The sequence below is a fragment of the Streptomyces sp. NPDC033180 genome (assembly GCF_055577645.1).
The window spans coordinates 106,414-119,647 of sequence record NZ_JBVIPU010000018.1 but is presented as its reverse complement, the minus strand read 5'-3'; the positions used below and the strand labels follow the sequence as shown (position 1 = coordinate 119,647).

Below are 13,234 nucleotides of genomic sequence, written 5' to 3'. Positions count from 1 at the left end.
GGGTGGGCGGGAAAGGCTCGTTCGGGGCGAAGCTGCCGGGCGGGCAAGCGGGGGAGGTTCCGCCGGCGGCGGTGCAGGGCCGCCGGATCAATCTCGCAGCGCCGCCACCGCCTCAGCCAGCGCCCCCGGCACGTCGGGCACCAAGGCATGGGCCCCGTCCCTTACGACATGCCGGCCCCCCACCACCGTGTGCCGCACGTCCGCAGACGTGGCTGCGAAGACCGCCGTCTCCGCCGCCAGGCGTGGCAGTGGGCCCGCCGTGCGGACCGAGTCCAGGGCGATCGTCGCGAAGTCGGCGAAGGCCCCGGGCTCGATCACTCCCGCATCGCCCCACCCCAGCGCCGCGTGTCCGTCCACCGAAGCCGCCCGCAGCAGCGCCGCCGCCGTCCAGTGGCCCCGCGTGTGCGAGCGCAGGCGTTCGTTGAGCTCCATGGCCCGCGCCTCTTCGAGGATGTCGATGACCGCGTGGCTGTCGCTGCCCAGGGAGAGCGGGCTGCCCGCCTGCTGGAGGCGGACCGCCGGGCCGATGCCGTCCGCGAGGTCGCGCTCCGTCGTGGGGCACATACACGTGCCGGAGGAGGACCGGCCCAGGAGCGCGATGTCGGCGTCCGTGAGGTGGGTGTTGTGCACGCCCGTCGTGCGGGGGCCCAGGACTCCGTGGTCCGACAGGAGCCGGGTCGGAGTGCGGCCGTGCACCGCCTGGCACGCCTCGTTCTCCGCCTTCTGCTCGGAGAGGTGCACGTGGAGGGGCGAGTTGCGGGACGAAGCCCACTGCGCCACCACGCCCAACTGCCGTGCCGGTACCGCCCGTACGGAGTGGATCGCCGCGCCGATGCGCGCGTGCTCGCGGTCCTTGAGGGCCGAGGCGCGTTCCGCCCACGCCTCCGTCGTTCCGTCGGAGAAGCGCAGCTGGTGGCGGTTGGGGGGCTTGCCACTCGTCTCCGTCAGGAGGCCGGAGGCCACGTACGCCGTGTCGAGGAGTGTGATGCGGATGCCCGCGTCCGACGCAGCCTCGATCAGCGCCTCGCCCATCGCGTTGGGGTCGGTGTAAGCGACACCCCCCGGCGCGTGGTGCAGGTAGTGGAACTCGCCCACCGCGGTGATGCCCGCGAGCGCCATCTCCGCGTACACCGCGCGGGCCAGCGCGTGGTACGTCTCGGGCGTCAGGCGGTCCGCCACCGAGTACATGACCTCCCGCCACGTCCAGAACGTGCCGGAGCCGACCTGGACCGTGCCGCGCAGGGCCCGGTGGAAGGCGTGGCTGTGGGCGTTCGCCAGGCCCGGGAGGGTCAGGCCGCGCAGGACCGTCGCGCCGGGCGGGGGCGTCTCGACGCCCCTGCGGACGGCCGTGATGCGCTCGCCCGTCACCTCCACCGCCACGCCGGGCTCCACCGTGGGGTCGAGCCAGGCATGCTCCAGCCAGTACGTCCGAGTCGTCATCGGCACGCCAGCCCTTCCAGTACGTCGGCCAGTGCGGTCACCCCGGCCACGCAGTCGTCCTCGGCGGCGAACTCGGCCGGGGAGTGCGAGACGCCTGTGGGATTCCGTACGAACAGCATGGCGGTGGGGATCGACTCGGACAAAATACCCGCGTCGTGTCCCGCGCCCGTGCCCAGGACGGGAATGCTCCTGCCCATGGCACCGCCGAGGATCGTGCCCAGTTCGTCCCGCAGGGCGTGCTCGAACTCGACCACCGGCGTGAAGGACTCGCGTACGACATCGAGGTCGATGCCGTGCCGGTCCGCGTACTCACGGGCCGCCTTCTCGATTCCCGTCACGACCGTGTCGAGGGTGGACTGGTCGGCCGCGCGGGAGTCCAGCCAGCCGCGGACCAGGGACGGGATCGCGTTGACGCCGTTCGGCTCTACCGAGATCTTGCCGAACGTGGCGACCGCGCCCGCGAGTTCGGCTTCCCTGCAGGCCGCGAGCACCGTCTCCGCGTACGTGAGCATCGGGTCGCGCCGGTCCACCAGGCGTGTGGTGCCCGCGTGGTTGGCCTCGCCCCTGAAGTCGAAGCGCCAGCGGCCGTGCGGCCAGATCGCCGACGCGATGCCCACGGCGTCGCCGGAGAGGTCGAGGGCGCGGCCCTGCTCCACGTGGAGTTCGACGAACGCGCCGATGCGAGCGAGACGTTCGGGGTCGTGGCCGATCGCCTCCGGGTCGTAGCCGGCCCGCTCCATCGCCTGCGGCAGAGTGACTCCGTCGGCGTCCGTCAGCCGCCGGGCCGCCTCGACGGTGAGCTTGCCCGCCGTCAGGCGTGAGCCCACACAGGCCAGGCCGAAGCGGGCGCCTTCTTCGTCGCCGAAGTTGGTGATGGCGAGGGGCTTGGTGAACCGCGCACCCCTGGCGCGGAGTTCGTCCAGCGCCGCGAAGGCGGAGACGACCCCGAGCGGGCCGTCGAACGCGCCGCCGTCCGGGACGGAGTCCAGATGGGAGCCGGTGACGATCGCGTCGCCCCGGGCGGGGTCGCCGAGCCAGGCCCATTGGTTGCCGTTTCGGTCGACCTCGTGGTCGAGGCCGCGCGCCTCCGCCTGCGCCTGGAACCAGAGGCGGCACTCCGCGTCGACGCCGGTCCAGGCGAAGCGGCGGTAGCCGCCGGAGGCGCCGCTGCGGCCGATGGGCCGCAGCGAACGCCACATGGCGTGGAACGTGTCGCTCACGCCGTGTCACCCTCGCGCATCGGGATCCGTACGCCCTTCTCGTCCGCCACGGACTCCGCGATGTCGTAGCCCGCGTCGACGTGCCGGATGACGCCCATCCCGGGGTCGTTGGTCAGGACACGGCGGATCTTCTCGCCGGCCAGCTTCGTGCCGTCGGCCACCGACACCTGGCCCGCGTGGATGGAGCGGCCCATGCCGACGCCGCCGCCGTGGTGGATGGAGACCCAGGAGGCGCCGGACGCGACGTTCACCATGGCGTTGAGGAGCGGCCAGTCGGCGATCGCGTCCGAGCCGTCCAGCATGGCTTCCGTCTCGCGGTACGGGGAGGCCACCGAGCCGCAGTCGAGGTGGTCGCGGCCGATCGCCAGCGGGGCGGCGAGGGTGCCGTTGCCGACCATGTCGTTGAACATGTCGCCCGCCTTGTCCCGCTCGCCCTGGCCGAGCCAGCAGATGCGCGCCGGAAGGCCCTGGAAGTGGACGCGCTCCCCGGCCATCTTGATCCACCGGTGCAGGGACTCGTTCTCGGGGAAGAGGTCGAGGAGCGCCTTGTCGGTCTTGTGGATGTCCGAGGCCTCGCCGGAGAGCGCGGCCCAGCGGAACGGGCCCTTGCCCTCGCAGAAGAGCGGGCGGATGTAGGCGGGGACGAAACCGGGGAACGCGAACGCACGGTCGTAACCGGCGAGTTGGGCTTCGCCTCGGATGGAGTTTCCGTAGTCGAAGACCTCGGCGCCCGCGTCCATGAAGCCGACCATCGCCTCGACGTGCTTGGCCATCGACTCACGGGCGCGGGTGGTGAAGCCCGCCGGGTCCTTCGCCGCGTACGACGCCATGTCGTCGAAGTCGACGCCGGTCGGGAGGTACGCGAGCGGGTCGTGGGCCGAGGTCTGGTCCGTGACGATGTCGATCGGGGCACCCTCGGCCAGCATCCGCGGGAGCAGCTCCGCCGCGTTGCCGAGCAGGCCGATGGAGAGGGGCTTTCGCTGGTCGCGGGCCTCCGTCGCCAGCTGGAGGGCGTGCTCCAGGCTGTCCGCCTTCACGTCCAGGTAGCGGTGCTCGATGCGGCGCTCGATGGCGCGCGGGTCTACGTCGATACAGATCGCGACGCCGTCGTTCATCGTGACGGCGAGCGGCTGGGCGCCGCCCATGCCGCCGAGCCCGGCGGTGAGGGTGATGGTCCCGGCGAGGGTGCCGTTGAACTTCTTGGCCGCCACCGCCGCGAACGTCTCGTACGTGCCCTGGAGGATGCCCTGGGTGCCGATGTAGATCCAGGAGCCCGCGGTCATCTGGCCGTACATGGTGAGGCCGAGCTGCTCCAGGCGCCGGAACTCCTCCCAGTTCGCCCAGTCGCCCACGAGGTTCGAGTTGGCGATCAGGACGCGCGGGGCCCACTCGTGGGTCTGCATGACGCCGACCGGGCGGCCGGACTGGACGAGCATCGTCTCGTCCTGCTTGAGGGTCTTCAGCGTGCGCACCATGGCGTCGAAGGAGCGCCAGTCGCGGGCGGCCTTGCCGGTGCCGCCGTAGACGACGAGCTTGTCGGGGTGCTCGGCGACCTCGGGGTCGAGGTTGTTCTGCAGCATGCGGAGGGCGGCTTCCTGCTGCCATCCCAGGGCGCTCAGTTCACTGCCGCGCGGTGCCCGTACGGGGCGGGGTCCTGACATGGCGATTGCCTCCTCGCGAAAAGCTCTGCTTGCGGTCTGCTCGTGGTGCGCTGCTGTGACCTTGTTATTCACATCCTGCGATGTTGAATAGAGCTAGTCAATACGTGGACGGGGCAGCGGTGCCGCGTCGCGGATGATTGGCTTGAACGCATGAGTGATCAGGACGCGGAGACCGTGGAGCCGTCCGCGGAGACCGTAGAGCTGCCCGAAGGGACCGTAGAGCTGTCCGAGGCGGGCCAGGAGGCATCCGCGGAGGCACCCGCGGTCCGGGCCGCGCGGCGCGACCACGCCGTCCGTGCCGCCGTCGAGCAGGGGCTCGTCGACCCCGCGGCCCCCATCGTCGGTCTCCTGGACGTCACCGGCATCCGCAACGCCGCCGCCACCCTGCGCGCCGCCTTCGAAGCGGTGACACCGCCCGGCACACCCGTCCTGCACGCCTTCGCGGTGAAGGCATCGCCCCTGGTCCCGGTCCTGCGGCTGCTGCGCGACGCGGGCATCGGCGCCGAGGTGGCGAGCCCCGGCGAGCTGGCCCTCGCGCGGGCCGCCGGCGTGGCGCCCACGCACACCGTCCTGGACTCGCCCGCGAAGACCCTCGCCGAGCTGCGCGAGGCCCTCGCCCTCGGCATCGCAGTGAACGCCGACAACCCGCAGGAACTCTCCCGCATCGACGCGATGACGCGATCGGCGCCCACCCGCTCCCCCATCGGTCTGCGCGTGAACCCGCAGATCGGCGGCGGCTCCATCGGCGCCCTGTCCACCGCGACGGCGACCTCCAAGTTCGGCGTCGCGCTGCTCGACGAGGGCGCCCGCGAGTGGGTCGTCCAGGCCTACCTCGACCGCCCGTGGCTGACCCGCCTGCACGCCCACTCCGGGTCGCAGGGCATGCCGCTCGAAATGATGGTGCGGGGCGTCGCGGCGACGTACGAACTGGCCGAGGAGATCAACGAACGGGCCGGCAGGCAGCAGATCGACACCATCGACATCGGCGGCGGCCTGCCCGTCAACTTCGGTTCGGACGAGGAGAGTCCGACCCACGCGCAGTACGCGCGCCGCCTGAAGTCCCGCGTGCCGGGACTGCTCGACGGGCGCTACGGCCTGGTCACCGAGTTCGGCCGCTCGCTGCTCGCCAAGCACGGCACGATCCTGGCCCGCGTCGAGTACGCCAAGTCGGCGGGCACCCGGCGCGTCGCGGTGACGCACGCGGGCGTCCAGGTGGCGGCGCGCACGGTGTACGCGCCCGCGTCCTGGCCGCTGCGGATCGCCGCGTACGACGCGAAGGGGCGCCCCAAGAGCGGTGCGCCCGTCGGCCAGGACATCGCGGGCCCGGCCTGCTTCGCGGGCGACCTGCTCGCCGAGAACCGCCCGCTGCCGCTCCTCGAACAGGGCGACTACGCGGCGGTGCTCGACACGGGCGCGTACTACTTCGCGCACCACTACTCGTACAACAGCCTTGCCAGGCCGGGGATCTACGGCTTCGCGGCGGGCACGGAGGATGTGGCGGGCGAGCCCGTCGCCTTCGCCACCGTGCGCGAGCCGCAGACGCTGGAGGAGATCGTCGCCGAGTCGGGGGGCGGGCGGCGGGACGCGCTGCGGGACCTCTGAAGCAACTTCTGAGGCAACCTCTGAGGCACCTGTGACGTACCACTGACGTACCGCTGGCGTACCGCTGACGTTCCTCTGAGGTTGCTCAACTCCCGCATGCAACGCCCCTGCCGGGGCAGACCCTCCCTCCGGGCAAGCTCTCTCGGGGGAGAAGATCCTGTGACGACATCCGACACCGCCAACAGCACGCCACCACCCGCCGAAGAACCTGCGCTGCACCGCGCCATCGGCCCCAAGCTCCTGATCCTCTTCGTGATCGGCGACATCCTCGGCACCGGCATCTACGCCACCACCGGCAAGGTCGCGGGGAAGGTCGGCGGCGCGCTGTGGCTGCCGTTCGCGATCGGCTTCGTCGTGGCGATCCTGACGGCGGCGTCGTACGTCGAGCTGGTCGGCAAGTATCCGAAGGCGGCGGGCGCCGCCCTCTACACGCAAAAGGCCTTCAAGGTCCCCTTCCTCACCTTCATCGTCGCGTTCATGGTGATGGCATCGGGGCTCTCGTCGGCGAGCGCGGCGGCGCGCGCCTTCAGCGGCGACTACCTGAGCGAGCTGACGAGCGACGCGCTCCCGCCGACGCTGATCGCGATCCTCTTCATCCTCGCGCTCGCGGCGCTGAACCTGCGGGGCGTCGCCGAGTCGGTGAAGACGAACGTGGTCCTCACACTCGTCGAGCTGACGGGCCTGGTCATCATCCTCGCGATCGGCGCGTACGCGGTCCTGAGCGGGGACGGTGAGCCGTCCCGCCTGACGGACTTCGAGGCGGGCGGCGGAGGCACGGGCTACGCCCTGATGACGGGCATCCTCGGCGCGACCGCGCTCGGCTTCTTCGCGTTCGTCGGCTTCGAGGACTCGGTGAACATGGCCGAGGAGACGAAGGATCCGACGCGCACGTTCCCGCGGGCGATCTTCATCGGGGTCGCGGTGACGGGCACGATCTACGTCCTGGTGGCGCTGGTGTCGTCGCTGCTCGTCGACTACAAGGTGCTCGAGGGCTCCAGCGGCCCGCTGCTCGAAGTCGTGAAGGCGGGCGGCATCGACTTCCCGCACAAACTCTTCGCCCTGATCGCCCTGTTCGCGGTCACCAACTCGGCGCTGATCAACATCATGATGGCCTCGCGGCTCTGTTACGGCATGGCCAACGAACGCATCCTGCCGCGTGCGATGGGCCGGGTCCTGTCCCGCCGCAAGACGCCGTGGGTGGGCATCGTCTTCGTCTCGCTCCTGGCCATCGGCCTGGTGTCGACGGGCGAGATCGAGGGGCTCGGCGACACGACGGCGTTCCTGCTGCTCTGCGTGTTCGCGGTGGTCAACGTCGCGGTGCTCGTCCTGCGCCGCGACCCCGTGGACCACAACCACTTCCGTGCGCCGACGGTGCTGCCCGTGCTCGGCGCGATCACCGCCGTGATCCTGGCGAGCCCACTGGCGGACCGTCCGGCGGAGGTCTACATCCGGGCCGGGGTGCTGGTCGCCATCGGGATCGGCCTCTGGGCGGTCAACAGGGTGGTCATGAAGACGCGGGGCGAGGACTGATCAGACGCTGACGCGATAGGCGAGCTCACGCCGCTCAGGGCAGGACCGTGAAGCCCTGCACGTGCTGCGGTCGGACGGCGGAGAAGTGGCGGCGGTCGAGCGTCGCCACTTCGGCGATGCGCAGGCGCTCGGCCACGGCGACGACGGAGGCGTCTACGGCGCCGAGAGGGAAGTCGGCGTATTTGCGGACCAGTTCGGCGATGCGCACATAGTCCTCGGCGGCAAGTTCCACTGCCTCCAGGGTTCCTACCGCGAACAGGTCGAGGAACACGCCCTCGTGTCGGGGCCGAGCCTGCGCTCGATGAGCTGGGCGGTCTCGACGACCACTGGCGCCGGCGCCAGCAGACGTCCGCGCAGGGAACTGACGTGCGCCACGCACTGCGCGTGATCATCGTCGTCCTCGTCGGCGATCGCGTAGAGGACACCCGTGTCCAGGAGATGGCACTTCACCGGGTCTCGTCGCTCCACTCCGCGGTCAGCTCACGATGCCTGCGCGCCGTGTCCGTGTGCCCCGACCGCCCCATCCCCGCGAACGCCGCGAAGCCCGGTCGCTCCATCGCCGGAGGCAGAGCGTCCGCGGCCTCCGCGAACGGTGCGATCTCCGGGTCGGTGTCCACGACGGCCCGGAGGTGCCGCAACTTCTCCGGTGGCAGCCGGTCGATCAGCTGCTTGATGTGCTCGTAGTCCTCCGCTGCGGTCATTCTCCGAGCGTACGCCGAGGGGTCACCCCTGCGCTGCGGCCACGGGGCGTTCACCCCTTGGAGCTACTCACTCCACGAACAACCCCCGCGCCGCCGCCCCCGCGTCGAACTCCTCAAGCCTGGCCTGCGCGTCCGGAAGGCCGTCGCACATGGCCTCCAGGAGGACGCGGCCGAGCAGCATCGGGGCGCAGGCCGTGTCGAAGGCCAGGCCCGTGCCGACCGCCGCCGGGAGCAGCAGATCCGAATGTGCTGCCACGGGGGCGAACGCCGAGTCCGCGACCGTCACCACCGAGAGGCCCGCCCCTTGCGCGTAGGCGAGCGCGTCGACCACCTCGCGAGGGTGGCGGGGCAGCGCGAAGCACAGGAGGGCCGAGGCTCCCGCCCGTACCGCCGCGTCGATCCGGTCGGCCAGCATCGTGCCGCCCTCGTCGAGGAGGCGTACGTCGGGGTGGACCTTCGCCGCGAAGTACGAGAAGCCGTACGCCTGCGACGCGGCGGCCCGCAGGCCGAGGACGGGGAGCGGGCGCGAGGAGGCCAACAGCCGCCCGGCGCGCTCCACCGGCGCCGGATCGGCGAGCACCTCCGCCAGGTGCCGGAGGTTCTCGATCTCCGCCTCGACCGCCTGCTGGTACTCGTTGAGGGAGGCCTCGCCCGCCGCCTCCGCGGGCGCCAGCTCCCGCAGGTGCCTGCGCAGCGCCGGATATCCGTCGAAGCCGAGCGCCACCGCGAAACGGGTCACCGATGGCTGGCTCACCCCGGCGAGCTCCGCAAGTTCGACGCTGGAGAGGAAGGGGACGTCCCCCGCCCGCCGCACCATGCAGTGCGCGATGCGCCGCTGCGTGGGCGTCAATCGGTGGCCCTCGAAGAGCACTTGCAGCCGCGCCGCAGGACTGTCACTCATACCGTTCCCCTCACAACACCCTGACTCTCACCCAGGTTTGACCACAGCTCCGTGAACCGGTCGAGCAGCCCGGCCGCCGCCGTCACATCATCCGTCAGCGGCCGGTCGGCCAGCTCCGCGTCGAGGACGGAGTCCGCGAGCTCGAAGGCCCGGCCCACCGGCAGGTCGGGGTCGAGCCGCATGTCCCGCTGCCTCAACGCCCTTACCGCAGCGACCAGTTCGCACCCGACCACCAGTCGGTACGCCTCGCACGCCCGCAGCGTCTGCCGCGCCGCGAGCGAGGCGAAGCTGGCCTGCTCCTCCACGCCGCGGGAGAGCACCGCGTGGCCGAGGGAGGCGGGCGCCGAGAAGGCCCGCAGGTCACCGAGGGCCGCCCCGGCCGCGTACTCCAGGATCATCACGCCCGATGACGCCGGTTCGCCGTCCGCGAGGAAGGGGCGCAGGCGGGTGAAGCCCGGTTCGTTCAGCGTGGAGAGGCGGGAGGTCGACAGGCGTGCCGCCTGACTCACAGCAAGCCTGAAGTGGTCCAGGGACAGGGCGAGTTGGGCCAGGTAGAAGCCGCCGTGGTGGTACGCCGCCATGTCGTCCGCCGAGATCAGCGGGTTCTCCGCCGCCGCGTTGATCTCGACCGTCAGGACGTCCTCCAGCGCGTCCGCCGCGTCGTGCGCGGGCCCGTGGATCTGCGGCACGCAGCGCAGGCCGTACGGGTCCTGGATCCGGCCGAGCGGCGGCGTGGGGCGGTCGGGGGCGCCGAGGATGAGCCGCATGCGTTCGGCGACCATGTACGAACCCGCGTGGCGCCGCGCCTCGTGCACGGGCAGCGCGTACGCCTCGTACGAGCCGTCGACCGCCATCAGGGTCAGCGCCGCCACCACCTGCGTGGCCGCGATCAGGCCGCGCAGTTCGTGCAGGGCGAGCGCGGACTGGCCGAGAGTGAGGGCGTTGCTGCTGATCAGGGCGAGGGCGTCGTTGTTGTCGAGGGGCTGCGGCGCGGGGGCGGCGCCCGCCCCCTGCCAGGGGTGCTCGCCCGCGAGCGCGAGGCCCATCTGCGCGAGCGCGGCGATGTCGCCCGTGCCGACCGAGCCGAATTCGTTGACCTTGGGGTAGGCGCCCGTCTCCAGCGCCTCGCAGAGCGCCGTGACGACGGTCGGGCGCAGCCCCGCGCCACCCGCGAGCAGCTGGTTGGCGCGGACCGCGAGCATCGCGCGCACCTGCCGCGCGGGCAGCTCATCGCCGATCGCTCCGGCATGGCTGCGCAGCAGGCGCAGACCGTGGTCGGAGGCCGCCTCGGTGGGCACGGACTCATTCCGGTTGGCGCCCACACCGGTGGAGCGGCCGTAGACGCGACCCCAGGACGCGATCTCCCGCGCGGCGTTCCACGAGCTCTCCACACGCTTCATCCCGTCCGTGCCAGGAACGGGCTTTGCGGTGGATTCGGCCATGCGTACGACATCTGCGACCATCAGTCCGCGGCCGTCCAGGACGACGACCGAGCCGCTGTCGTCGGTCGCCCTGGCAGGTGCCCTGTCCGCGATACGAGACGACATCACTCGTAAATCCTCCTCAACCGGACGCTCCGTCTTGCCCTGCGACCACTCGTTACCAGTGATTTACGCCGGGGCGTGGACAAGCTATTGACAATCTATTCAGTCAACGAGAACTCTGCATGACGATATACAGCCGGGCAAGGGACTCCTCATGATCCAATTCGATACGGTCCACAAGCGCTTCCCGAACGGCACAACCGCGGTCCATGACCTGACCCTTGAGATGCCGGAAGGGGGCGTGACCGTCCTCGTCGGATCTTCCGGTTGCGGCAAGACGACGACGCTCCGCATGATCAACCGGATGGTCGATCCGACCTCAGGGACGATCAGGGTGGGCGGCAAGGACGTCCTGGAGCAGGACGCCGCCGAGCTGCGCCGCTCCATCGGTTACGTGATCCAGCAGTCCGGGCTCTTCCCGCACCGCACGGTCCTGGACAACATCGCCACCGTGCCGCTGCTGCTCGGCTGGGGCCGCGGGAAGGCGCGGGCGCGGGCGGCGGAGCTCCTGGAGACGGTCGGCCTCAACGCCGACGCCGGGAAGCGCTACCCGCATCAGCTCTCCGGCGGCCAGCAGCAGCGCGTCGGCGTGGCGCGTGCGCTCGCCGCGGACCCGCCGGTACTCCTGATGGACGAGCCGTTCGGCGCGGTCGACCCCGTGGTCCGCACTCAGCTCCAGGACGAACTCCTGCGCCTGCAGCGGGAGTTGAACAAGACCATCGTCTTCGTCACGCACGACATCGACGAGGCGGTCCGGCTCGGCGACCGCATAGCCGTCTTCCGCACCGGCGGCCACCTCGTGCAGTGCGCGAGCCCCGCCGAGCTCCTGGCCCGCCCGGCTGACGACTTCGTCGCGGACTTCCTGGGCGCCGAGCGCGGCCTGAAGCTGCTCTCCTTGACGACGCTGGCGGACGTCCCGCAGGCCCCGGCCCCGGAGGGCGGCGCGTGGACGCTGCGGCTGGACGCGGCGGGAGCCCCTGTCTCGTGGCGGCACGTGGACGGAGCGGCCGATGACCTCCCCATCCGTCCCCTGCGCGACACCGACTCCCTCCTCTCCGCCCTCAACGAGTCGCTCTCCGCACCGACGGGCCTGGTGGCCCGGGTCGACGCGAACGGCATCCTGACCGGGGTGACATCGCGGGACGACATCCACGACCGGGCAGGCAGCGCCCCGTCAGGAGCGCGGGGAACTGCGCGAGCAACCACATCCGACCGGCATTCGCCGGTGAACGGCAGTGGGCAGACGGAATCGCGCCGCGAGGAAGGCACCGGCGGCACGGACGCCGCCGCCACCACAGCGGAGCGTCCCGCATGACCGTCGACTGGTCGTGGATAGCCGACCACACCGACGACCTCACCACTCTCACCCTCTCCCACCTCCAGGCCGCCCTCACCTCCGTACTCCTCGGCCTGCTCATCTCGCTCCCCCTGGCCGTCGTCGCCCACCGCGTGCGCCCCCTGCGCGGCCTGCTCCTCGGCCTGTCGAACGTCCTGTTCACCATCCCGTCCATCGCGATCTTCGTGCTGCTCCTGCCGGTCAGCGGGCTCACCCGCACCACCACCGTCATCGGCCTGACGATCTACACGCTCGTCGTGCTCCTGCGGAACACCGTCGAGGGTCTGGACTCCGTCCCGGCGAAGACGAAGGAAGCCGCGAAGGCCATGGGCACCCGGCCGCTGCGCACCCTCCTCACCGTCGAACTCCCTCTCGCCCTGCCGGTGATCATGGCGGGCGTGCGGATCGCGACGGTCATGGCGATCTCCCTCGTCTCCGTGGCGACGTACATCGGCGACGGCGGTCTCGGACAGCTCTTCACGGACGGGTTCCAGCGCAACTTCCCCACCCCCGTCATCGTCGGCGTGGTCCTGACCCTGCTGCTCGCGCTCGTCGCGGACGCGCTGCTCGTCACCCTCCAGTACGTCCTGACTCCCTGGACCCGCCGCAAGAGGAGCGCGTGACATGTACGAACTCTTCAAGAACCTCGGCGCCTGGCTGGTCAGCGGCGAGCAGTGGGCCGGGCCCGACGGCATCGGGCACCGCCTCGTCGAGCACCTCCAGTACTCGCTGCTCGCGACCCTGATCGCCGCCGCGATCGCGCTGCCGCTCGGGCTGCTCATCGGGCACACCGGGCGCGGCGCCTTCCTCGCCATCAACCTGTCGAGCTTCGGGCGCGCGCTGCCCACGGTCGGGCTCGTCGTGCTGGTCTTCCTCGCCAGCGGACTCTCGATGTGGCCCGTCTACATCGCGCTCGTCGCCCTCGCCGTGCCGTCCATCGTGACCAACACCTACGCGGGCATGACCGCCGTCGACCCGGAGGTACGGGACGCCGCGCGCGGCCAGGGCATGCGCTGGCACCAGGTCCTCTTCCAGGTCGAACTGCCCCTCGCGCTCCCGTTGATCATGACCGGGCTCCGCCTCGCGCTCATCCAGGTCGTCGCGACGGCCACCATCGCCGCGTACGTCTCCTTCGGCGGGCTCGGCCGGTACGTCTTCGACGGGCTCGCCCAGCGCGACCTCGTGCAGGTGCTCGGCGGCGCCGTGCTCGTCGCGGTCGTCGCCGTCGTTCTCGACCTCGCGCTCTCCGCACTGCAGCGCGCCCTCTTCCGCCACCGCCCCGCCAAGTCGGCCTAGGAG

At 71.2% G+C, this 13,234-nt stretch carries 13 protein-coding genes; 5 read left to right on the top strand and 8 right to left on the bottom strand.

Features of this window, described 5'->3' with window-relative positions:
- Positions 1–87: 87 nt before the first annotated feature.
- Genes ACZ5WE_RS34020 through hutU form a run of 3 tightly spaced genes read right to left on the bottom strand, consistent with a single transcriptional unit; the run spans position 88 to position 4,321 of the window.
- A complete protein-coding gene (locus ACZ5WE_RS34020; RefSeq protein ID WP_467689328.1) occupies positions 88–1,440 on the bottom strand; it encodes a formimidoylglutamate deiminase in 1,353 nt (450 codons plus the stop codon).
- Positions 1,437–2,639: an allantoate amidohydrolase gene (locus ACZ5WE_RS34015; protein ID WP_467689802.1), complete on the bottom strand. Its 1,203-nt coding sequence runs from the start codon at positions 2,637–2,639 to the stop codon at positions 1,437–1,439. The genes ACZ5WE_RS34020 and ACZ5WE_RS34015 overlap by 4 nt, the downstream gene beginning before the upstream one ends.
- Before the next feature lie 17 nt (positions 2,640–2,656).
- Positions 2,657–4,321: a urocanate hydratase gene (gene hutU, locus ACZ5WE_RS34010; RefSeq protein WP_467689330.1), complete on the bottom strand. Its 1,665-nt coding sequence runs from the start codon at positions 4,319–4,321 to the stop codon at positions 2,657–2,659.
- Positions 4,322–4,471: 150 nt separating this feature from the next.
- On the opposite strand from hutU, the gene ACZ5WE_RS34005 reads away from it, so the two are divergent.
- Together ACZ5WE_RS34005 and ACZ5WE_RS34000 are read left to right on the top strand one after the other, a co-directional pair.
- Positions 4,472–5,923 carry a type III PLP-dependent enzyme domain-containing protein gene (locus tag ACZ5WE_RS34005; protein WP_467689331.1) on the top strand — a complete coding sequence of 484 codons (1,452 nt, stop codon included), beginning with the start codon at positions 4,472–4,474 and terminating at the stop codon, positions 5,921–5,923.
- A gap of 159 nt (positions 5,924–6,082) precedes the next feature.
- A complete protein-coding gene (locus ACZ5WE_RS34000) occupies positions 6,083–7,453 on the top strand; it encodes an APC family permease (RefSeq protein ID WP_467689332.1) in 1,371 nt (456 codons plus the stop codon).
- Between the two features lie 34 nt (positions 7,454–7,487).
- On the opposite strand, the gene ACZ5WE_RS33995 is transcribed toward ACZ5WE_RS34000, so the two are convergent.
- From ACZ5WE_RS33995 to ACZ5WE_RS33975, 5 genes are all read right to left on the bottom strand, one after another.
- A complete protein-coding gene (locus ACZ5WE_RS33995; protein WP_467689334.1) occupies positions 7,488–7,685 on the bottom strand; it encodes a PIN domain-containing protein in 198 nt (65 codons plus the stop codon).
- 14 nt (positions 7,686–7,699) lie between these two features.
- On the bottom strand, positions 7,700–7,903 hold the full coding sequence (locus ACZ5WE_RS33990; RefSeq protein WP_467689335.1) for a hypothetical protein: 204 nt from the start codon (positions 7,901–7,903) through the stop codon (positions 7,700–7,702).
- Complete coding sequence (locus ACZ5WE_RS33985; protein ID WP_467689337.1) at positions 7,900–8,154, bottom strand: hypothetical protein; 255 nt, start codon at positions 8,152–8,154, stop codon at positions 7,900–7,902. Before ACZ5WE_RS33985 ends, ACZ5WE_RS33990 begins: the two co-directional genes overlap by 4 nt.
- A gap of 67 nt (positions 8,155–8,221) precedes the next feature.
- Positions 8,222–9,055, bottom strand: a complete 834-nt coding sequence (locus ACZ5WE_RS33980) for a MurR/RpiR family transcriptional regulator (protein WP_467689338.1) — start codon at positions 9,053–9,055, stop codon at positions 8,222–8,224.
- Complete coding sequence (locus ACZ5WE_RS33975; protein ID WP_467689340.1) at positions 9,052–10,602, bottom strand: aromatic amino acid ammonia-lyase; 1,551 nt, start codon at positions 10,600–10,602, stop codon at positions 9,052–9,054. Before ACZ5WE_RS33975 ends, ACZ5WE_RS33980 begins: the two co-directional genes overlap by 4 nt.
- Before the next feature lie 151 nt (positions 10,603–10,753).
- Between ACZ5WE_RS33975 and ACZ5WE_RS33970 the strand changes: the two genes are divergently transcribed.
- The 3 genes from ACZ5WE_RS33970 to ACZ5WE_RS33960 are packed head-to-tail and all read left to right on the top strand — an operon-like array spanning position 10,754 to position 13,231.
- Entirely contained in the window at positions 10,754–11,914 is a 1,161-nt protein-coding gene (locus ACZ5WE_RS33970; protein ID WP_467689342.1) for an ABC transporter ATP-binding protein, read from the top strand.
- Positions 11,911–12,558 (top strand): ABC transporter permease, encoded by a 648-nt coding sequence (locus tag ACZ5WE_RS33965; protein WP_467689344.1) that lies wholly within the window; start codon positions 11,911–11,913, stop codon positions 12,556–12,558. The genes ACZ5WE_RS33970 and ACZ5WE_RS33965 overlap by 4 nt, the downstream gene beginning before the upstream one ends.
- A 1-nt stretch (position 12,559) precedes the next feature.
- Positions 12,560–13,231: an ABC transporter permease gene (locus ACZ5WE_RS33960; RefSeq protein WP_467689346.1), complete on the top strand. Its 672-nt coding sequence runs from the start codon at positions 12,560–12,562 to the stop codon at positions 13,229–13,231.
- Positions 13,232–13,234: the final 3 nt, after the last annotated feature.